This window comes from Pantoea sp. CS_6 (genome assembly GCF_041954745.1).
In the GTDB taxonomy this organism is placed as follows: domain Bacteria; phylum Pseudomonadota; class Gammaproteobacteria; order Enterobacterales; family Enterobacteriaceae; genus Pantoea; species Pantoea stewartii.
Window position 1 is genome coordinate 1 of the sequence record NZ_JAVAYG010000015.1, and the last position, 23,307, is coordinate 23,307.

General features: G+C 56.6%; 11 protein-coding genes. 8 read left to right on the forward strand and 3 right to left on the reverse strand.

Annotated elements, in window-relative coordinates:
• The 5 genes from RAC90_RS18910 to ompC all read left to right on the forward strand — a co-directional run.
• A partial coding sequence (locus RAC90_RS18910) for an Ig-like domain-containing protein (RefSeq protein WP_375124649.1) occupies positions 1 to 11,788 on the forward strand: 11,788 nt, incomplete at its 5' end.
• Between the two features lie 502 nt (positions 11,789 to 12,290).
• A complete protein-coding gene (locus RAC90_RS18915) occupies positions 12,291 to 13,646 on the forward strand; it encodes a TolC family outer membrane protein (protein WP_039338185.1) in 1,356 nt (451 codons plus the stop codon).
• A 26-nt stretch (positions 13,647 to 13,672) separates the two neighbouring features.
• Positions 13,673 to 15,811, forward strand: a complete 2,139-nt coding sequence (locus RAC90_RS18920) for a type I secretion system permease/ATPase (protein ID WP_375124650.1) — start codon at positions 13,673 to 13,675, stop codon at positions 15,809 to 15,811.
• Positions 15,808 to 16,977: an HlyD family efflux transporter periplasmic adaptor subunit gene (locus RAC90_RS18925; RefSeq protein ID WP_033740600.1), complete on the forward strand. Its 1,170-nt coding sequence runs from the start codon at positions 15,808 to 15,810 to the stop codon at positions 16,975 to 16,977. The genes RAC90_RS18920 and RAC90_RS18925 overlap by 4 nt, the downstream gene beginning before the upstream one ends.
• Positions 16,978 to 17,560: 583 nt before the next feature.
• A complete protein-coding gene (ompC, locus tag RAC90_RS18930; protein ID WP_006119981.1) occupies positions 17,561 to 18,688 on the forward strand; it encodes a porin OmpC in 1,128 nt (375 codons plus the stop codon).
• A gap of 31 nt (positions 18,689 to 18,719) precedes the next feature.
• Here the strand turns inward: ompC and RAC90_RS18935 are convergent, their stop codons facing one another.
• On the reverse strand, positions 18,720 to 18,875 hold the full coding sequence (locus RAC90_RS18935) for a hypothetical protein (protein ID WP_006119982.1): 156 nt from the start codon (positions 18,873 to 18,875) through the stop codon (positions 18,720 to 18,722).
• Between the two features lie 147 nt (positions 18,876 to 19,022).
• A complete protein-coding gene (locus RAC90_RS18940; protein ID WP_006119983.1) occupies positions 19,023 to 19,136 on the reverse strand; it encodes a hypothetical protein in 114 nt (37 codons plus the stop codon).
• Between the two features lie 145 nt (positions 19,137 to 19,281).
• Here RAC90_RS18940 and apbE point away from each other — a divergent pair, with 145 nt between their 5' ends.
• The 3 genes from apbE to RAC90_RS18955 all read left to right on the forward strand — a co-directional run bounded on the left by apbE (position 19,282) and on the right by RAC90_RS18955 (position 22,715).
• The gene (apbE, locus tag RAC90_RS18945; RefSeq protein ID WP_282498028.1) at positions 19,282 to 20,322 is read left to right on the forward strand and encodes an FAD:protein FMN transferase ApbE; all 1,041 of its coding nucleotides are present in this window, start codon (positions 19,282 to 19,284) and stop codon (positions 20,320 to 20,322) included.
• Between the two features lie 13 nt (positions 20,323 to 20,335).
• On the forward strand, positions 20,336 to 20,977 hold the full coding sequence (gene alkB, locus RAC90_RS18950) for a DNA oxidative demethylase AlkB (RefSeq protein WP_039338180.1): 642 nt from the start codon (positions 20,336 to 20,338) through the stop codon (positions 20,975 to 20,977).
• A gap of 85 nt (positions 20,978 to 21,062) precedes the next feature.
• Complete coding sequence (locus RAC90_RS18955) at positions 21,063 to 22,715, forward strand: multidrug ABC transporter permease/ATP-binding protein (protein ID WP_375124651.1); 1,653 nt, start codon at positions 21,063 to 21,065, stop codon at positions 22,713 to 22,715.
• Positions 22,716 to 22,877: 162 nt separating this feature from the next.
• Here RAC90_RS18955 and RAC90_RS18960 read toward each other — a convergent pair whose 3' ends face one another.
• Positions 22,878 to 23,081 carry a hypothetical protein gene (locus RAC90_RS18960; protein ID WP_006119987.1) on the reverse strand — a complete coding sequence of 68 codons (204 nt, stop codon included), beginning with the start codon at positions 23,079 to 23,081 and terminating at the stop codon, positions 22,878 to 22,880.
• Positions 23,082 to 23,307 lie beyond the last annotated feature (226 nt).

Consider the following 23,307-nt stretch of genomic DNA (forward strand, 5'->3'; position numbering starts at 1 on the left):
GGCGCTGCAGGCGCTGGCGGCGGGCACGGCAACCATCGAGGCGACGGTGAGCAACGCGGCGGGCACCGCGGCCACGACTGCCGAAACCATCACCGTGGAGGCACCGGCAACACAGCCCGGCGATCCGACGTTGACCGTCGATCCTTTCGCCGGGGACAACGTGCTGGATAATGCAGAAAAAGCAACGGATCAGATTCTGTCCGGCACCACCGTCAATGTGGAGCCGGGCCAGACCGTGACCGTGACCCTGGGCGGGCAGACCTATACTACCACGGTGGGCCAGGACGGCGGCTGGAGCGTGACGGTGCCGTCGTCAGCGCTGGGCGCATTAGCGGCGGGCACGACGACAATTGCCGTCAGCGTGGCTAACAATGCCGGAGACATCGCGACGGGCAACCAGGACATTATCGTTGAACCCGCAGCGGGGACGCCGGGATCGCTGACGATTACCCAACCGCTGGGCGGAGATGGTTTTATTAATGCGCTGGAAGCCAGCCAGGGCGTTATCGTTAAGGGCGCGTTCCTGGGTGGAACACCGGGTCAACAGATTGCGGTTAACTTTAACGGTGTCAATTACAACGGTACCGTAGATGGCGACGGATTATGGTCGGTCACGATGCCTGCAGCCGCTTTTGACGGCGTGGCAGACGGGCTGAAATCGATTACCGTCAGCACCGTGGACGCTAACGGTAACCTCGTGACCGGCACAGCTGACGTGATCCTGCAGGCCACAACATTGCCTGCTGTTAACCTCGACAGCGGCGCGATCAGCGATGGTGTCCTTAATAATCTGGACGCCGCCAGCGATCAGGTACTGAGCGGGAATACCGGCATTACCGGTGACGGACAACAGGTACAGATTCAACTCGGCGGCAACACTTACAACGTTCCGGTTAATACGGACGGCAGCTGGAGTACGACGATTCCTGCCACCGATCTGTCTGCCTTACCGCAGGGGAATAACCCACTGGTTGTCAGTGTGGTTGATCAGGCTGGCAACGTGGTTACCCAGACAAATAACCTCACGGTGGATACCCAGTCACCTGTGCTGGGCGTTGATCCCGTGGGCGGCGATAACACGCTAAGCGTCAGCGATCTGACACAGCCACTGATCCTGAATGGTACCGGCCAGAATGGCGATCAGGTCACACTCTCGCTCAACGGCAGATTTTACCGGACGCTGGTGGCCTCCAATGGCCGCTGGTCTTTGAGAGTTGACCAGTCTGATCTCGCTGCATTACCGTCAGGCAGCAATCCGTTTACGGTCACGGTGACGAATGCCAATGGCAGCCAGACGACGTTCACCAGCGATCTGAATGTCGCGACGGCACCAGAAGTCCAGCCTACCATTACGGTTAATTCGGGTAGTTTTGCTGGCGATGGCATTCTGGATGGTGCCGAACAGCAGCAGCCACAAACCCTTACCGGCACCACAACCAATGTTGAGGCGGGACAACAGGTTAGCGTTACCCTGAATGGCGTGACCTACACGGGGACAGTAGAGCCCAACGGTAACTGGCAAATCACGCTGCCGTCCACCGCATTGTCCGGCTTGCCGAATGGTGCGCAGTCGCTGACCGTTGAGGTCGTAAACGCCGTCGGGAACACCAGCAGTGCGGAGCTGACCTTTACGGTCGACAATACGGGCAGCAGCGTTGCGCTGTCGCCTGTAGGGACAAATAACTACCTCAATGTTGAGGATGTGGCCAGCGATGTCGTGTTGAGTGGCACCACAATCAACATTCCTGCGGGCAGTCAGGTGACCGTTAGTGTTAATGGCACCAGCTATACCGGCACGGTCGATGCGCAGGGCAACTGGACGGTGACGCTGCCTGCCGGTTCACTGGCTGAACTGCCAAACGGTGCTCTGCCGGTCATTACCACTATCACCGATGCCGGTGGTAACACGCTTGCCACCAATACAACGAATATTAACGTCTTTGCTACCGATCTGCCGATCGCAACGGCTGGCGTCGCCTTTGGTGATGGCGTGCTGAATGGCGCTGAAGCCACGGCCAACGGCACGATTACGGGCAACAGCGGTGTGACCGGTGCCGGGCAAGGCGTTGTCGTCAACTTCAATGGGGTTGGCTATAACGGCACGGTAGATGGTGCAGGTAACTGGCAGGTGAGCATTCCGTCAGGCATCCTCGCTGCGCTGGATCAGGGAACGGTACCTTATACCGTCACGCTCACCGATATTGCCGGCAACACCAGTACGGCCTCTGGCTCCGTCACGGTGGATACCGTGTCGCCGGTGCTGCAGGTTGCCACGCCTTCTGGCGATGGCGTACTCAACGCCACGGAAATTCAGCAGCCTCTTGTGCTGACCGGCACCAGTGAAAACGGTGCGACCATCGTCGCCTCGTTTAATGGTACAACCGTCACAACAACGGCTAATACAGATGGCACCTGGACGCTGAATGTACCGGATGCTGCGTTGAGTGGATTGTCTGACGGTAGCTATACCTTAACGGTGACGGCGACAGACAGTGCCGGTAACGTCTCTACCAATACCAGTAACCTGACGGTAAAAGCGGATGCGGCTTCGCTGCCAACGTTAACCCTGAATTCCTTCGCAGGCGATAATGTCGTCGATGGCGCAGAGCGTCAGGTCAGTCAGGTGCTGTCCGGCACCACCACGAATGTCGAGCAGGGTCAGACCGTCACCCTCACTGTAGGCAGCGATGTTTTCAGCGGCACAGTATTGGGGGATGGCACCTGGCAACTGACTGTTCCGGCAGAGGTCCTCGCTTCGCTGGCTGACGGCAGCGCCAGTTACACCGTGGCCGTCAGTGATGCCGCAGGCAATACCGCCACTGGCAGTCTGGATCTGACGCTCAACAGCAATGCCTCAGGCATCGCGCTGGCCCCCCTGAGCGACGATAACTATCTGAATGCCGGTGAGGCAACCGACCCGCTGATTGTTAGCGGAACCACGGTCAATGTCGCGCCCGACAGCACGGTTACGCTGGTGTTCAATGGCGTCACGTATACCGGCACGGTTTCAGCCACCGGAACCTGGAACATTGTGATCCCACCTGCCGATCTGGCAAGCCTGACGGATGGGCCGACCACGTTGACCGTATCGGCTACGGATACCACGGGGGCCGTACTCAGCAGCTCAGGTACGCTGAACGTGGCCATTAACAATGTACCCAACCCTGTCGTTATTAATGCTTTTGATGGCGGCGTGATTAATGCAGACGATGTCACCAATGCGCAGGCGCTGAACGGCACAACTGGCGTGAGTGGCGTTGGGCAAACCGTCAACGTCACCTTTAACGGTAATATCTACAGCGGAACCGTGGACGCAAACGGCAACTGGCGCGTTACGCTGCCTGCTGATGCGCTTACCGCTCTGACTGAGGGCAGCACCGGCTATACGGTGACGGTCACGGATGCGGCCGGTAACAGCCGTTCCGTTGCGGGCACTGTCGAGGTGGATCTCACCCGGCCAGGCCTGACGCTGGATCCGGTGACAGGTGATGATGTTGTCGACCTGACCGAGAGCACCGGACCGATTGTGCTCAGCGGCAGCAGTGATGCCGGGGAAGGTCAGGTGGTAACGATCGCCTTAAACAATCAGGTATGGACCACGGCAGTTGACGCCGAAGGCAACTGGAGCTTTACATTGCCCGCTGGCGCACTGGAAGGTATTCCCGCAGGCAGCTATGCACTGGCCGTGACCGTCAGCGATCTGGCCGGAAACAGCGTGACAGAAACCCGCGAGATTACCGTATCAACGAACAGTCTGCCGATCAGTATCGTTACACCTTTCACAGACGGCTATCTGAACCAGATCGAGTCCACGACTGACCAGACACTCAGCGGCACCACCGGCGCTTCTGGCGCAGGTCAGACCGTCACGGTGACCGTGGGGGGAAATGATTACAGCGCGACAGTGGATGCACAGGGTAACTGGTCTCTGACTCTGGGTAGTGATGTCCTTCAGGCACTGACAGAAGGCGTCAATCCCATTGTCGTCAATGTGACTGACGCGGCGGGTAACACGGGCAGCCTGGACAGTAACATCACCGTGGATTTCACACCGCCTGAACTGACTCTGACGCCGGTTACCGGAGATAATCAAATCAATGCAGTGGAGGTGCTGCAGACCATTCCGGTTTCCGGCACGGCATCGCTGGCTGATGAAGGGCAAACGGTTACCGTGACCTTACAAGGCCAGACTTATCAGACGCTGGTGCTTCAGGATGGAAGCTGGCAGGTCAATATTCCTGCCAGCGTCATGCAGGGCCTACCGGATGGCACGTATGCGTTGGATATTACCCTGACAGATGCGGCGGGTAACCAGACCACGCTGACGCAAAATCTGACCCGCGTCGCCGACAGCGCGTCATTGCCCGTGCTGACAGTCGATACCGTCAGCGGCGATAACTTACTGAACCGGGCAGAAGCCGCTGCGGATTTCACCATCAGCGGTGGCAGCACGAACCTGACGGCGGGGCAGGTTGTGACTGTCACCCTGAACGGTCAGAGCTACACCGGTGCCGTTCAGGCAGACGGCAGTTGGAACGTGACCGTTCCTGCGGGTGATGCTGGCGCGCTGCCAGATGGTGCGTTGTCTGTGGTGGTGGTGGCGAGCGATACGGCGGGCAATCCTGCCAGCAGCACTGCCAGCCTCACTGTCATCGCCAGCGAGGCGGCGCAGCCAACGCTTAGCGTAGATGTAGTGGCAGCGGACGACATCATCAACGCAACCGAAGCCGGAACGGCGCTGGAGGTGACGGGCAGCAGCAGGCTACTGGCAGAAGGGACGCCTGTTACGCTGACCGTTAACGGTATTGCGTACCCGACCACCATTGATGCCAACGGCAACTGGCGCGTAACCTTGCCCGCCGATGCCCTTGCTGATCTGCCGTCTGGGACAGAACAGGCCTTTGTGGTGACGGCGAATGATGCTGCGGGCAATCCTGCGGAGGCCAGCCATAATGTCGCCATCGAAACGACCCTGCCATCGCTGGTCGATATTACCCTGAGCGCAGGCACGTCGCTGAATCAGGCCGAATCGCTCCAGGATCTGACGGTCACCGGTAACAGTGCGCCTGGCGCACAGATTAGCGTGACGCTAAATCAAATCAGTTACACCGCCCTGGCCGACGGAAACGGTGCCTGGACGCTGGCCATCCCGGCAGCGGATCTGCAAGCGCTGACTGATGGTGTTCAGACTGTCACCGTGACGGCAACGGACACCAGCGGTAACGTCGCGACCGACAGCAGTACGACGCTGGATGTGGCGATCAGAAACGTACCTGTCCTGACGCTGGACGTCCCGTTTGGCGATGGCCTGCTGAGTCAGGCAGAGGCTGCGGGTGCGTTGACGCTGACGGGCACAGCCACCAATCTGGCCGAAGGCAGCGAAATCACCGTCACAATTGGGGATCAACCCTTTACCACGACGGTCGCTGCCAACGGTATCTGGACGCTCAATCTGGCACCGGACGCGCTCAGCGGTTTACCCGATGGCGTGACGCAGGTGCAGGTGACGGCCAGTGATGTGGCGGGCAATCCGGCAGAAGCATCCGTCGGCGTTGAGATCTTACTGACGACACCAGCGACGCCAACGGTTGCGGAAACGCTGTTTGGCGATAACGTCATCAATGCCAGTGAAGCTGCGTCAGTACAGCTGATTAACGGCACCACACCACTTAGCGACGGGCAAACCGTGAACGTGACTGTGGACGGCACACCGCTGACGGTATCCGTTGACGCCCAGGGTAACTGGACAGCCAGCCTGACGCCGGAAGTCATGGCGGGGCTGGCCGATGGCAGCCATACCCTGAGTATCGTGACGACCGATCGGGCAGGCAATACCTCGGTGACCACCACACAGGATTTCACGACGGCAACCGCACCGATTGCCGCGCCTACGCTTGATACGCCGTTTGGCGATGGACGCATTAACGCGGCCGAGGCGCAGGCTGGCGGTAGCCTGAGTGGCGATCTGAATAATGATAACGCCGCCGCCGTGACCGTTACGGTCAACGGGACGCTCTATGCGGCTGCCATTAACGGCGACGGCACCTGGTCACTGGATCTGCCCGCGAGCGTCCTGCAAACGCTGCCGGATGGGACCTGGCCGGTGACGATCACCGTCACCGACGTGAATGGCAATACGGCCAGCACCGTTGACAACATCATTGTCGCTGTGCAAACGCTGCCGAATGTGAGTCTCAATCTGCCGTTTGGCGATGGTGCGCTGAATGCCACTGAGGCGACACAGGACCAGACCCTGACCGGTACCACCGGCATCAGTGGCGCGGGGCAAACCGTTACGGTGGTGATCAGCGGCTTCAACAATGACGAACCGCTGAATGCGGTCGTGCAGAATGACGGAAGCTGGTCGCTCACGCTGACCCCGGATCAGATGGCGCAAATTCCTAACGGTAGCCATGTCATTACGGTGAGTGCAGCCGATAGTGCGGGGAACACCGACAACACCACATTAAACGTGGTGACCGCGGTGACGGCGCCCGTGCCGACTTTTGCGGCCACGCAGTTTGGTGGCGACAATGTGCTGAGCATCAGTGAGGCCGCCGCTGGCGTCACGCTGACGGGAACGACGGGCAGCAGCGGCGCAAATCAGGCCGTCAGCATTATCGTGAATCTGGACGGCATCAGCTATCCCGGTACGGTCGATAACGATGGCAACTGGAGCGTGACGATTCCGCCTAATGCGTTAAATTCGTTAGGGAGCGGTCCGTATACCGTCACCGTTAACGTCGTTGATGCTACCGGCAACCCGGGTACTGCCCAGTTTAACTTCACGGCCGATCTGACGACACCGGTGCCAGCCGTGGCCCCGCTCGCACGTGACGGTTTTATTAATTCAGCGGATGTCGCGAATGGCGTCACCCTGACCGGTAGCACAGGGGAACCCGGTGAAGGGCAGACGGTTGTGGTCACCTTAGGAGGGACAAGCTTCGATGCGGTGGTACAGGCAGATGGCAGCTGGACATTAGCCCTGAGCACAGCCGATCTGCAAGCTTATACCGACGGAAATTACAGTCTTTCTGTGGTCGCGACGGATGCGGCTGGCAACAGTGCCACCCTTACAGAGACGCTGACCATTGATACTACCGCACCTGTGATCACCACGGTGGCCTTTGCAGGGGATGACGGACTGGATTACGCCGAAAGTGTTCAGCCGCAGGTGCTGAGTGGCGTAGTAACAGGGGCTGAAATCGGGACTTCGTTGACCGTTTCCCTTGCGGGCACGGTGCTGGGCACGGGCATCGTTGGGGCAGACGGAAGCTGGAGCCTCACACTGACGCCTGAACAAATGCGTGACTTTACGCAGCCGACTACCACACTGACGCTGACCGTCAGCGATCAGGCCGGTAACCCGGTGACGCAGGAACTGTCAGTTCCGGTTGATCTGACGCCACCGCCGGGACCGCTGGTCACGCTGGGCACCGTATCGGGTGACAACATCATCAGTACGGTCGATCAGGCAAATGGTGTCGTGCTGAGCGGAACATCGCAAAACCTGGGTGCTACCGGAGAGGTCAGCATTGTCATCAACGGGACCCCTTACGCCACCACGCTGGATGCGAACGGCAACTGGACGACGGGAGCGCTGTCCGTCGCCGATTTCGGCACCACCGACGGGCCGGTCACCATTACGGTCAACGCGACCAATGGTTCGGAAACCGTCACGGCCACTGGCACCGTGCAGTTGGATCTGACACCGCCGTCACTCACTATCAATGACTTTGCGGGTGACAATGTCATTAACGACGGCGAAACTCAGGTACGCCAGACCATCAGCGGTACCTCGGACACCAGTGAGGCGGGCCGCGCAGTAACGGTTACGCTCAACGGCAAAACCTACACCGCCGTCGTGCAGACTGACGGCACCTGGTCAACCAGCGTACCGGCCAGTGATATGCAGGCACTCGCCGAGGGTCAAACGGTCATCAATGCCCAGCTCAGCGATGCTGCGGGCAACGTGACTTCCGTCGACCGCACCGTGACTGTAGATACGACCGCACCATTGATTCAGACTGACGCCTTCCTGGGCGACAACCTGATTAATGCAGCCGATATCACAACCAGTCAGGTCCTGACCGGTCGCACAACGGGCGCAGAAGAGGGCCAAACCATTTCCCTGTTCGTGGGTGATGGTGCGCCGATCGCTACGGCGGTTATCGGTGCTGACGGCGCCTGGAGCATTGACTTAACGCCTGACGTGCTGGCCAGCCTTAACGATGGTCCGCTGGTCTTTGGTCTTCGCGTCAGCGATGTTGCAGGCAACCAAACCGATGCGACGATCACCGTCAACAAGGTGGTGAACGCGGCGTTAAATCTGGTGGTCGACTCTGTGTTTGATGACGGCACACTCAGTGCGATCGATACCACGATTGCACAGACCATTACCGGCACGGCCACATCGGCCGGCGTGGGCGCGACCGTTGCGGTCACGATTGGTGGCACAACGCTGACCAGCGCGGTCGGACAGGATGGCAAATGGGCCATTGTGGTTCCACCGAATGTACTGGGTTTGATCAGTGATGGTCAGCTGGCGCTGGACGTCACCCTGACAGATGCTGCGGGCAACGTCCGTACCGTGGGGGAAACCGTGACGGCCATTGTCGATGCCGTACCCGTTGTGGGAACCCTGACCGGCCTGTTTGGTGGCGACAACTTGCTGAATATTGCCGAAGCGGCCGTCAACCAACAGATTGGCGGTACGATCGAAAATGCGGCGGCGGGATCGCAGGTGACGGTGACGTTAGGCACCCGCACCTACACCACCGCAGTGGGCGCCAATGGAAGCTGGAGTCTGACGCTGCCTGCTGCCGACCTGACGGCGCTGACGGCGGGTAACCAGACACTGGGCGTCAGCGTGATTGATGCTGTCGGCAACGTGGCCAGCAACAGTACCACCATTGGCATTTTCACCCAGACGCCGACTATCAGTCTGACCTCACTGTTCGGTGATGGTGTGCTTAACCTGGCCGACATGGCGACCAGTCAGACGCTCAGCGGCGTGGTCAACAACGTCGCAGCAGGTTCGACAGTCACGCTTACGGTAGGCGCCTCGCAGATTAACGCAGTGGTGGGAGCGAACGGCACCTTCTCCGCAACGGTGACGCCAGATATCCTCGGCACGCTGGCGCAGGGCAACCTCACCATCGGGGCAACGGTTACCGATGCTGCCGGGAATACGGCCTCGACCAGCGCGGGCATTCGCGTCGATACCGTGGTACCAACCATCACCCTCAATCCGCTGTTTGGGGATACGTTGCTGAACGTAGCTGATGCCCTGGCGGGGCAGACGATTAGCGGCGCGGTAACCGGGGCGGAAGCCGGATCTCGCGTGGTTGTGACGATTGCGGGGCAGCAACTCGTGACCGTCACCGATGCCAGCGGCAACTTCAGCCTCGGCTTAACGCCGACTTTGCTGAAAGGCTTGTCCGACGGCACGCTCACTGTAGGCGTCAGCGTCACCGATGCCGCAGGCAATACCAGCAGCAGCTCGGCCACGGCGACCGTAGGCATTAACAATCTGCCGAAAGTGACGCTGAACCCGCTGTTTGGCGACGGTGTGCTTAATATTGCCGAGTCGCTCGTGACGCAGACCATTACGGGGACCGCAACCGGCGTGGCGGCGGGCAGCACCGTGCGCCTGGCGATTGGCAACACCACGGCGACGGCGGTGGTGAATGCGGATGGTACGTTCTCTGCTTCGTTAAGCCCGGCGGTTCTTTCGACACTGCTTGGCGGCAACTTTACGGTCAGTGCATCGGTAACGGATGCGGTCGGTAACACCACCTCCACCAGCGCAGGCGTGCAGCTGGCCGTGACGCAGCCAACCCTGACGGTCAATACGGTGTTTGGCGACGGTGTACTGAGCGCCGCAGACCTTTCAACTAACCAGACCATCAGCGGGTCGTCGTCACTGTCAGCGGGCGCAACCGTCAGCGCCACGTTAAACGGCGTGACCTACTCCACCAAAGTGGTGAGCGGCGGTGGGTGGACGATCAGCGTACCGAAGGCCGATCTGCTGAGCATCAGCGATGGTGCGAAAACTGTTGCCGTGACAGGGACCGACCTTAACGGTAATACCGTGTCCGGTTCGGGCAACCTGAGCGTCATCAGTAACAGTACGCCGGCGTTAACCATTACCTCCCTGTTTGGTGACAACGCGCTGAGCGTCGCAGATGTGAAAACCACGCAGACGATTAGCGGGACGGCCACTAACGCGGAAGGATCGCTGGTGCAGGTCACCATCGGTACCCAGACCTTTACCACGTCGGTAAACAGTAACGGGACCTGGAGCCTGCCGATCTCCGCAACAAACCTGGCGGCGATTGCGGACGGACTCTATACCGTTACCGCCAGCGTCACCAATGGTATCGGCAACAGCGGCAGCGCGTCTGCTTCGCTGGGCGTCGCCAGCCGCAGCACGCCGACCGTTGGGGTGAACAGCTACTTTGGCGGTGATGGTTATCTGAACATCTCTGAATCCAATATCGCTGAAACCATCAGCGGCACCAGCAGTAATGCTGTCGGCGGGCGCGTAACCGTTAACGTGGCAGGTAATATTCTGACCACCACTGTAGGCGCAAATGGCACCTGGAGCGTTAGCGTACCGTCAGCCACACTGAAAGGCATATCGGACGGCAGCCATTCGGTCGCGGTCACCGTCACGGATATCGGCGGTAACAGCACCACGACGACCAGTGCCTTTACCGCGTTGTCGCACAACCAGCCTGTCGTCGGGGTGGATCCGGTGCTCAGCGTCGTGACCGCACTGTTGACGGGTTTGACGGTGCAGGGCGGATCGCTGAACGCAGCCCAGGGTTCCAGAGTCAGCGTGACGCTGCTGCTGGCGAACGGCAGCAACGGGCCAACCATCAATACGACTACCGATGCTCTGGGACGTTACTCGGCTAATTTTGCCTCGTCACTGCTTTCTGTAGGGGGACTCTTGCTGTCAGTGAATACGCTGGCGAAAGTGACCATTACGGATGTGGCCGGTAACAGCTTTACCACCACAAACACGCTGTTGCTGGGGTCATTGTTGCCTGCCACGACCACGCTGTCGGCGGAGTCGTTTGCCACCTTCGCGGTGTCGGACGAAAGTGTTACAGCGGCCAGTCTGGAAACGCAGCATCACAGTCAGTCTGGCGAGGAAACAGCACCGGCACTCCATGCCGTCTCTACACTGACCACGGAAGCCGATACGGTGGTGCCGACCAGCAGTACCGAGTCGGTGAATGTCGCGGAGCAAGCCGTTGTCGTGCCTGAAACCCCCATAACGGAGGAGGCTTACAGTATTGGTGGGGTGGTGATTACGCTGGAAGATGGCAGACAGATTGAAGGGGCGACGGTAAGCGGCAGCAGTGGTGCCGATACCGTGACCGTCAACGATCTGAATTTCAGCCATATTGATGGCGGTGCCGGTACCGATACCCTGGTGCTGGGCGGTGATCACATCACGCTGGATCTGACTGCGCTTGGCCTGAAAGTCGAAAACATTGAAATTCTCGATCTGGGTAAAAGTGGCACCAATTCGGTCAAACTTGATCTGAATGAGGCGCTTACGCTTACAGACAACCAGAGCGATGATTTGATGATTAAAGGCGCAGACGGCAGTCAGGTCACGCTGGTCAATAGCGATGGTGGCGTTTGGGAAATCAGTGGTGAGCGTATGCTGAATGGCCAGGCCTATGAGGTCTACCATAATTCGGCGCTTGCCAATGACAACACGCTGGGTGATGTGCTGGTCCAGCATAACCTGCAGGTCGCCATCGTCTAAACGGTGCGGTTTGATGGTTACACGCAGAACACAGCGGGTGCGCAAGCACCCGCTTTTTTAATCCGTTTTAACTGACCGTACCGCAGTTAATGCGCCGCATTCGATAGTGCGTGTCGGTCATCCTTCCCCCAGGCGGAGGACTGGCACGGGATAAAGCGGTATATAACGTCACGCCTTGTCCTGACGCCTCGTCCATCAACGGATAGAGTAATTCCTTAACTTTATTAACTGGCAGGTTGTTTACTTATGCTAATGACTTTTTGGGATTGAATTTGGCTAAAAAAACAGCTTTCAGACGAGATATTTGATAACTGGCGATTTTTATCATGAACCTCTCGCCAATTTATACTATTAATATTAACGCGCTCTTAGCGGTAGGCTTTCAAAAACATAAATTAAATTAACAATAAAGTGCGTGTTCTGCTGTCGCATTGCTGTTTTTTACGCCCCAAATCACCAGGTAATCCTCTAACGATGATAAACAGTCCTGTTGGTATGAAGAATGAAGAACGCGCGTCTGGTCCTGATCTGTTGTGCCTTAAATGGCATGGTACTCCCTGCAGCCCTGGCTGCGCCTTTACCCGAAGCCGAATTTAACTGGCGTGCCGCGCCCAGTGAAGAACAGGTAGCAACCTTAACCCTGCGTGAGGCGATTCTGCGCGCGTTTGCCCGCAATCCGAAGATTTCGGAAGCGGCCGCTCAGATTTACGTAGGGGAAGGGGATCTCAGTGCGGCCCAGAGCGCCTGGTATCCCCAGATATCGCTTCAGGGCGCAGCGGGGCGCTCACATCAGACGGATTCCTCCGGCAGTCTGAACAACAACGGCTCTGGCGGCATTATGCTCAGTCAGCTCCTGTACGATTTCGGCCGCACCAACGGTGCCATCGATGAACAGCATGCCCTTTCAGAGGCATATCGCTTTGGCCTGTTCGATGCCATGACGCAGGCCGCGAAAGATACGTTACAGGCCTATCTTGAGGTCAAACGCTATCAGTCACTTGCCATAACGGCCCAGACAAACATCGCGTCGCTTGAGCACGTTCGCGAAATTGCCAAAATGCGGGCGGATGCCGGTCTCAATTCTCAGTCCGATGTATTGCAGGCAGAAACCCGCATTGCTGCGATGCAGGCGACTCGTGAACAGTATCTGGCACAGCTTCGCTCGGCCAAAGCCCAGCTTACGGTCTTGACCGGCGTGGTACCGGCGACGCTGCCTGAACTTCCTCAGGCGCTGCTCAGGCAGCAGGTCACTCTTGATCGTATTGCCTATGAAAACAGCGCTTCGGTGCGCAGCGCGCAGTCTAAGCAGGAAGCCGCGCGTGAGCGGGTAAGGCAGGCCCAGTCTGGCCACTGGCCCAGTATCAAAGTGCAGGCGGGCCGGACGCGTTATGAAAACGATCAACGCTCATACTGGGACGACGAAGTGCAGCTCCAGGTTGAGGCGCCGCTCTATCAGGGCGGGCTGGTCAATGCCAAAACGCAGGCCGCCGAGGGTGAGCGTCTGGCCGCACAGGCGGCGGTGCAGCAAGCCAAACTGGCCATTAATCAAAGCGCCTCCACGGCTTACGCCGATATGATTGGCGCCCAGCAACGCCAGCAGGCGGGGGAAGTGCAACTGGCCAGCGCGGAGCACACGCGCAATGTTTACGCCGACGAATACCGGCTCAGCAAACGTAGCCTGAACGATCTGCTCAGCGTTGAGCAGGATGTCTTTCAGGCCGACAGTTCCCGCATCATCGCCCTCTACGACGGCTGGGATGCCACCGTCCGCTATGCGGCCGCCGTTGACAACCTGCTCGATATCATGGGCATCGACCGCCAGAAAAACAGTGGCGATCTTCTTCCTTCGCTGCAATAGCCAGTCTGCACTAAAAGGCGTGAATAATGAGTGTACAAAACCTGAAGACGGAAAACTGGATTGCCGCGATGTTGCGTGTGGCGGCGCGTTTCGGCAAGCCTGCCGATGGCAAAACGCTGCGTCAGCAGATGCGCTGGTTCGAACATCTCCCTGCTGAACAGCAACTTGAACGGCTTTGCGGTTTGCTCGGCCTACACCTGACCATGGTGTCCCCCAACAAACTGCGCTGGCGCCAGGACATCACGCCTGTCGTGCTGGTTATGGAAAACCATAGCGTGGCGGTGCTGGAAGGCATTGATGGGGAGGGAAGCGCACGTTACTGGCTCAGCGAAGGCGGTGACGTGATTCGCGAAGGTGAGCTGGCGGGCCTGCTTTCGCGTACACAAGGGGATGTGGGCGTTATTGGCGTTGCCGCTCGTGGGCGGGATGCCCGCATTGATGAGTTTGTTCAGCCCTATGAGCCGCACTGGTTCTGGAAAAACTTTCGGGGCATGGGCCGCCGTATTGCTGAGATTTCCCTGGCATCGATCATCAGTAATGTTCTGGCGCTGGCCGGGATTCTGTTTTCCATGCAGGTCTACGACAGGGTCATTCCTGCGCAGTCCGAAGCTACGTTGTGGGTGCTGTTTGTGGGCGTGCTGATTGCCGCCGCCATTGAATATTTGATTCGTCTGATGCGCACGCAGGTATCCGATCTGATGGGGAAACGCATTGACCTGAAAGTCTCTGCCATGCTGTTTGCCCGGGCGATGAATATTCGTAACGAATCCCGACCTAAATCAACCGGCTCTTTTATCTCGCAACTGCGCGAGATCGATCAGGTGCGCGAGTTACTGACCTCCACGACCGTCGGCGCGGCGGCAGATTTACCTTTTGTCATTCTCTTCCTGTTTATTATGTCGTTTATTGGCGGCTGGCTGGTCCTGATTCCGCTGGCCGCCATTCCCCTCATTATTATCCCAGGCCTGCTGGTACAGTTTCCTATGGCCCGGCTGGCGAAAGCCGGCTTACGTGAAGGGGCACTGCGTAATGCGGTGCTGGTCGAGACCATCGAAGGCATTGAAGACATCAAGGCATTGCAGGCAGAGCCGTATTTTCAACGCCAGTGGGAGCAAACGCATGAGGTCAGTGCGTCAATCGGTAATCAGCAACGCCTGTGGGGGGCCAGACTCACGGGCTGGGCATCGACCGTGCAGCAGCTGACCTATGCGGGCATGCTGGTCTTTGGGGTCTATCTGGTGCTGGACGCACAAATCACGACCGGGACGCTGGTCGCCTGTAGCCTGCTTTCCTCGCGCACCATCGCGCCACTGATGCAACTCACCATGGTCTTTTCCCGCTGGCAGCATGCGAAAACCGCAATGAAAGGGCTGGATGAGCTACTGAAAAAACCACTCGATAAACCTGAGACCGCGACATTGGCCCACTGTCCGACGCTGACCGGGCACTATGAATTGCGCAACGTGCATTACACCTATGATGAAGAGAACGAAAAGAACGTACTCAACGTGCAGCAGTTAACCATCAGGCCCGGTGAAAAAATCGCCATTCTGGGCAAGGTCGGTGCAGGTAAATCCACCCTGCTGAAAATTCTGGCCGGTCAGGCACAGGCCACGCAGGGGAAAGTGCTGGTCGATGGCGTGGATATGGCGCAAATCGACCCCACGGATCTCCGCCGTCAGCTCGGCTGGCTTTCTCATGATTCGCGACTGTTCTTCGGCACGTTACGTCAGAATCTGCTGCTGGGGAATCCACACGCCAGTGAACAGGAGATGCTGCAGGCGCTGCGTATCAGCGGTGCGTTGTCGCTGGTTCAGCAGGATGCGGCCAGCCTGGATCGCATTATTAATGAAGGTGGCCGTGGGCTGTCGGGCGGACAGCGCCAGATGATTATGCTCAGTCGGATGATTCTGCGCCAGCCACAGGTTGTGCTGCTGGATGAACCCACCGCCTCGATGGATGAGCAACTTGAAGATCATGTGATCCGCCAGATGCAGATCTGGATCAGTGGACGAACGTTAATCCTGGTCACGCACCGTCCCGCACTGTTGAAGATGGTTGATCGTATCGTGGTGATGGAAAACGGCCGCATCATTGCGGATGGGACAAAAGAGCAGATCCTGCGGCGCGCGACCGTGGATGCCGGTCAGGGAGGTGCAGCATGAGCATCGTCATGTTAGACAAAGATTTGGCCAAACATGAGCGACGCACATCCACCATCATCTGGTTGTGCACCGCCGCGCTGGTGCTTTTTCTGATCTGGGCGCATTTCGCCATTCTTGATGAAGTCACGGTCGGCACCGGAAAAGTGACGCCGTCAACCCGTGCGCAGGTAATTGACAGTCTGGACGGCGGCATCGTGAAGCAGCTTAACGTGCATGAGGGCGATATCGTCGAAAAAGGCCAGATTCTGGCCACTCTGGATCCCACCCGTTTTCAGTCTAACTTTGGTGAAGTGCAGGCACGGGTGAGGACGCTGCGCGCTTCGTCTGAGCGACTGAGCGCAGAGCTGTCTGGTACACCACTCACCTTCAGCGCAGAGACGCTAAAAGAGCCGCAACTGGTGGCGCGTGAGAAGCAGTTGTACGAATCACGTCGCCGTAACCTGACAGAGACGATCAGCAACCTGCAACAGTCTTTACGGCTGGTTCAGGATGAGCTGCGTTTAACGGAACCGCTGGTGGCGAAGGGCGCCGCAGGGCAGGTGGAAGTCATTCGCCTGCGCCGTCAGGTCAGCGATCTGCGCGGTAAAATTGATGAGGCACGTAACGATTATCTGGTCCGTGCCCATGAAGAGCAGGTAAAAAACAATGCGGAACTGGATGCCCAGCTACAGGTTGCCGCAGGCAAAGAAGACCTGCTGACGCGTGCCACGCTCACTTCACCCGTTCGGGGTATCGTGAAGGATATCCAGGTCACCACGGTCGGTGGTGTGCTCGAACCGGGCGGTAAGATGATGGAAATCGTGCCGCTGGAAGATCAACTGCTAATCGAAACCCGTATCAATCCTCGTGATATCGCCTATATTCGGCCCGGCCTGCCAGCCGTGGTGAAAGTGACCGCCTATGACTCTTCCATCTACGGTGACCTGCCGGGCGTGGTGGAAACGGTCTCGCCAGATACCTTGCAGGATGAGGTTAAGCGCGATCAGTTTTATTACCGTGTTTATGTACGCACACAAAAAGCGGAGCTGACAAACCGGGCCGGACGACGCTTTCCCATTGTGCCGGGCATGGTAGCGAATGTAGAGATCAAGACAGGGCAGAAATCTGTCATGGATTATTTGCTTAAGCCGTTGAATAAGGTCAAAGAATCGATGCGTGAACGTTAATAAGGCGTGGAACCGGACCGGTAACCTAGCTGGTTTCGGTCCGTGATAAAATACAGGGGAAACTTTGTAAGAGGCGCGGGTTAATTTGGCGAGGGCGAAGCGGCATAAGTGACGAATAATTCAGCACTTAGCGGTGCTATTTTCCGCACAGCTGACCAGACACTGAACAGCAGGCAAAAAAAAGCCGGGCAATATGCCCGGCGCTTAATTAGCATTTAAGAAATCATTCGGGGGTGAATGAAGATAAGAAATAAATGATGATAGCGGGTGTAATTATAGGGATTATGGGAAAGATGTTTTATCATTGAGTGCTTAGGAATATTCCCACTAAAATCATAGGAATAACTATTATTAAGTAAGGGATTATCAATTTGTGCTTTATTTTTTATCACTCTGTGCGGCTAATTAGTTCCGTAATATTCATATCCTGAAATAAATTTTACAGTTAAAGAAACACTTTCTGAAATTTCGTATCATTTTAGCGATGGATTATTACGCTTGTTGAAATAACAATGGGCCTTCAACCGATTTATCATCGGTTAGCAGTGGCAAATATAAAAGGCACATAACAGAGGGTAATAAAATGAAGCGTCACATTCTCTCCCTGGCGATCCCTGCTTTACTCGCAGCGGCAGGATCGGCAAATGCGGCTGAAATCTATAATAAAGACGGCAATAAATTAGATTTATTTGGCAAGGTAGACGGCCTGCACTATTTCTCGGACAACGACAGTAGCAATGGCGATCAGTCGTATGTGCGTTTTGGCTTCAAGGGTGAAACCCAGGTTACCGATCAACTGAGCGGCTACGGCCAGTGGGAATACCAGGCCGCGCTCAACAATTCAGAAGCCCAGGGAACAGCTGACAGCTATACCCGTGTTGGCTTTGCCGGGTTAAAATTCGGCGATGCGGGCTCATTCGACTATGGCCGTAACTACGGTGTCGCTTACGACATTGGCGCGTGGACAGACGTGCTGCCTGAATTCGGTGGCGATACCTATGGCGCGGATAACTTTATGTTCCAGCGCGGTAACGGCATGGCAACCTACCGTAACAACGGCTTCTTCGGACTGGTCGATGGCTGGAACTTTGCGGTTCAGTATCAAGGCAAGAACGATAACCCCACTGAAACGTCAGGCGGTCGTGATGTGTTGGGTGAGAACGGCGACGGCTGGGGCCTGAGCACCACGTACGATCTGGGATCGGGCTTCGGCATCGGTGCCGCGACCTTCCAGTCCGATCGTACTAATAACCAAAATGGTAATGCGCCAGGCATTCTGGGACGCGGTGATAAAGCTGCAGCCTATACCGGTGGCCTGAAATACGACGCCAACAATATTTACCTGGCCGCGATGTACACGCGCGCCTATAACGCCATCAGCTTTGGCGACAGCACCAGCGGCAACCAGGCGAACACCGCTTACGGATACGCCGATAAAGCCGACAACTGGGAACTGGTGGCGCAGTACCAGTTTGATTTCGGTCTGCGTCCGTCTCTGGCGTACATCAACTCACGCGGTACTGATGTCCAGAACTGGGGCAAACAAAATCTGAAGAAATACGTCGACGTAGGGGCGACTTACTACTTCAACAAAAACATGTCGACCTATGTTGATTATAAAATCAACCTGCTGGACGATAATGACTTTACCAAAGCGGCCGGTATCAATACAGACGATGTGGTGGGCGTAGGACTGGTTTACCAGTTCTGATAAAAGCAGGGAGCGCTATGCGCTCCCTGCGTTATTCCTCACCCACCGAGGCTGGCGGATGGTTTTCGTCTGACGGCACAAGAACGTTGCCGTATCTCGCCCCTTCAAACGCCACACCTGACAAGGTAAACGCGGCGTAACTCAACCAGCGTTGTAACGCCGTCATTCCGATTTCTGGCTTTTCCATCCTCTCTCTCCCGGCAACGCAGATAGCATTACACGTGCAGGATTCATGCCAGTCCGACCGCTCTCATAGCCACGGACATCTCGCCCGTTTTGCTACAATGGCCGGCGATTCAGGGGAAGAGAATGACCTTTGATGGTGCAGACGTGATCAACGACGGCGCAGATAAGTCGTAACCATGTGGCGGTGACGGCGTTGTTGCCAGGTTTTATAACTGCCAATAACGAACAGGCCCAGCGCAACGGCAAGGATTATATAAATCATCTGTTGCTCCTTATGCTTACGCCCTCAGTATTGAGGAGAACGATTCAGTCTGTGCGACTCACTCAGCTTTATCAACCAGTTTTAATTTAATTTACTTAATGTTTATGCTTTGAAACAGGCATAAAACGCCCGTTATGGATGAATAATGATGAGAAGTAAGATTAATCTGCTGTTAGTGGCGGCGGTCCTGCTGGTAGCAGGATGTGATCATCCCGCATCAAAAACCAAAGACGGAATGGTGCTGGAAGGGAAAACGATGGGAACGGTGTGGCGGGTGAGCCTGGCGGGCGTGGATGAAACGCGTAAAGCCGATCTGCAGCAGCGCATTCAGCAACAACTGGATGCCGACGATGCCGAACTTTCAACCTGGAAGGCTACCTCCGTGCTCTCTCGCTTTAATCAGAGCCGCGCCACCACGCCGCAGCCGGTGAGTGAAAACATGGCTGATATTGTGACGATGGCTTTACGTATCGGTAAAAAAACAGCAGGTGCCATGGATATTACGGTGGGACCGCTGGTGAATTTATGGGGGTTTGGGCCGGATAAACAGCCCGTGCATATTCCCGATGATCAACAGATTGCTGCGGCCAGAGCGTTGACCGGCTTACAGCATTTGCGCGTCATACAGGGCAGCAACGGACAATGGCTGCAGAAAGATCTGCCAGGCTTGTATGTCGACCTCTCCACTATGGGCGAAGGATTTGCCACCGATCATCTGGCTCGCCTGATGGAGCAGGAAGGCATCAATAACTATCTGGTGTCGGTCGGGGGAGCCGTCTTATCCCGAGGAATGAATGCACAGAACCAGCCGTGGCGGGTTGCGATTCAAAAACCGACCGACAGAGAAAATGCGGTTCAGGCCAGAGTCGATCTGCAGGGCCATGGGATCAGTACGTCGGGGAGCTATCGCAACTATTATGAACTGGACGGTAAACGCCTCTCCCACATTATTGATCCGGCCACAGGCCGGCCTGTCGAGCACAAGCTGGTTTCGGCAACCGTGATTGCCACGACCGCGATGGAAGCCGACGGCTGGGATACCGGGCTTATGGTGCTAGGCACAGAAAAAGCCAAAGCGCTGGCTCTGAAAGAGAAGCTGGCGGTGTACCTGATTACGAAGGAAGGGGACAAATTTGTGAGCTGGATGTCGCCACAATTTACCGCTTTCATTATTCCATCTGACTGACAGAGAGAAACGCATGCTGGATCTGTTTAGTGACGCTTCACCCTGGCAGGAACCGCTGGCGGACGGCGCCGTGATATTGCGGCGACGTGCCCGCGATCAGGCCGACGCACTGTATGAGGCGATCATGACGATTGCGAAGAGCAATCCGTTTGAACACCGTATTACGCCGGGAGGACACCGCATGTCCGTCGCCATGACCAACTGCGGTGATTTTGGCTGGTCCACGGATGCGCGCGGCTACCGTTACAGTGAGCAGGACAGCACACATCAACGCCAGTGGCCTGCGATGCCGGAGACGTTCCGGCTACTGGCCCGTCAGGCGGCAGAAGAGGCGGGCTTTCCGGCGTTTAACCCAGATGCCTGCCTGATCAACCGCTATGAACCTGGGGCAAAACTGACTTTGCATCAGGATAAAGACGAGAAAGATCTGCGTCAGCCGATCGTTTCTGTGTCGCTGGGGTTGCCTGCTGTATTTCAGTTTGGTGGCTTTGAACGCAGCGATCAGGCGCAGCGGGTGCTACTTGAACACGGCGATGTGGTGGTCTGGGGCGGCCCGTCTCGCCTGCGTTACCATGGAATATTGCCGCTGAAAGCCGGTATTCATCCGCTGACTGGCGCGTTCCGCTATAACCTGACATTTCGCCGGGCGTTTTAACGTGCGCAAGTTAGTGCGAATAACTATTGCTATCATTTGCCATCACTTTACACTGCAGGCTCACTGGATTGCCGGGTAAGGTTTTATGGCGTTGTTACAGGTTGTTTTTAATCAGTATCGCTGGCCGTTTATTGGCGTGATTTTGCTCACCCTGCTGAGTGCGGCATTGGGATTAGGCATGATTGCGTTTATTAACAGCCAGATGATTGTTGCGGTGAATACCTCGCTAAGCGTGTTGCCGGCTTTTCTGGCTCAGGTCGCGCTGCTGATGGCAGTGACCCTGGCTTCACAGCTGTCGCTGACCTGGCTGGGGCATCAGTTTGTCTGGCGGCTGCGCGGCGAATTTATCAAACGTATTCTGGATACGCGCGTGGAGCGCATTGAGCAAACAGGCAGTGCGCAACTGCTGGCAGGATTAACCAGCGATATCCGGGCCATTACCCTTGCGTTTGTGCGTCTGCCGGAGCTGATTCAGGGCATCATTATCACGCTGGGGTCAGCGCTCTATCTTGCCTGGCTGTCGCCGAAAATGTTGCTGGTGACCAGCGGCTGGCTGGCTGTGACGCTGGTGGGCGGCTGGATGCTGGTTTCCCGGGTTTATCAGCACATGGCGAAACTGCGTGAAGTTGAAGACAACCTTTACCGTGACTACCAGACGGTGATTGAAGGACGTAAAGAGCTGCAGCTTAACCGCGCGCGTGCCCGACTGATTTATGACACGGTTTATCAGCAGGATGCCCGCGCTTACCGGCACCACATTGTGCGCGCCGATACTTTCCACCTCAGTGCCGTCAACTGGTCCAATATCATGACGCTGGGTGCTATCGGCATGGTCTTTTTCATGGCAAACAGTCTGGGCTGGGCGAATACGGCTGTCGCAGCAACGTTTTCCCTGACGCTGCTGTTTCTGCGCACGCCGCTGCTGTCGGCGGTAGGGGCCTTGCCGACATTGCTCAGCGCGCAGGTGGCCTTTCGCAAACTCGCGCTGTTTGAACTTGCACCTTATCAGCCTGATTTTCCTGTCCCCGCAGCAACAACTCCGTGGCAAACGCTTGAGTTGCGCGACCTCACCTTTCATTACGGTGAAAACGGGTTTCGGGTGGGGCCGGTCAACCTGACGCTTCGTCGTGGCGAACTGGTGTTTTTGATTGGCGGTAACGGCAGCGGTAAGTCGACGCTGGCGATGCTGCTGACAGGTCTGTATCAGCCCCAGTCCGGTTGTCTGGTGATCGACGGTCAGCCGGTCGATGCTGGCGACCGGGATGCCTGGCGGCAGCATTTTTCAGCCGTCTTTACCGATGTGCACCTGTTTGATCGCCTGATTGACAGTCAGGGCGAACCGGCTTCGCCTGCCCGCGTCCAGCTATGGCTTGAAAAGCTAAAAATGCAGGACAAGCTGAAGATTGAGGGGAATAAGATACTTAATCTGCAACTGTCGAAGGGGCAGAGCAAAAGGCTGGCGTTACTGTTGGCGGTGGCGGAACAACGCGACGTCTTGCTGCTGGATGAGTGGGCCGCCGATCAGGACCCGCATTTCCGCCGGGTGTTTTACCGCGAACTGCTGCCTGCGTTGCAGGCGGCGGGCAAAACCGTCTTTGCAATCAGCCATGATGATCACTACTTCATTCATGCCGATCGTCTGCTGGAGATGCGCGATGGCAGGCTGTATGAGTTAACCGACAGTGAGCGCGAGCGGGCCACGCAGGATGCGATAAAGCTTACCGATACCGGCTTGTAGACGCGTGGCAGCCGTTGCCGGCGCATCGACGATTAACGGAAATAAGACAAAAGATAAAGCCGCTCAAATCAGCGGCTTTTCAATGTTGGGTTGGCGTTTTCAGCTTCCACTCAGGCCTGACAGTGCCAGAGCCAACAACGGTGGGTTGGTCGCTTGAGATAATCAATCATTGGGTGGGATGGCAAAGTTTTTCAGGGACACGACAAAGTGGTGTTGGCCTTTACTGATGCGCGCACCGCGATCGCACCACTGACTTGCCAGACGGAAGAAATCGTCACAACCGATGTCGTATGCCAGCTCCACCTTACTGATGCCTGAATGCAGTAAGTCTTCTGCATCCTTCAGGTTCTTAGCTTTGATGACCATATCTGTATCCTCGATTTCAGGAAGAAACAGAATAAGTTATTTTTATTACAAAATTGTTTCAATTTCATGAATGGCTGTCATATTTGCCCGTTTTGTGAAGCCACAAACACTTTGCATGTCACGTTAACCCAATGACTTTTTTCCTGAATCTCCCTTTCAGGCCTTTTTCTGGCAAGCCAGAGGGAAACCGCCTCAGCGTGGCCCGACTCACTATCCGCTCACTGCC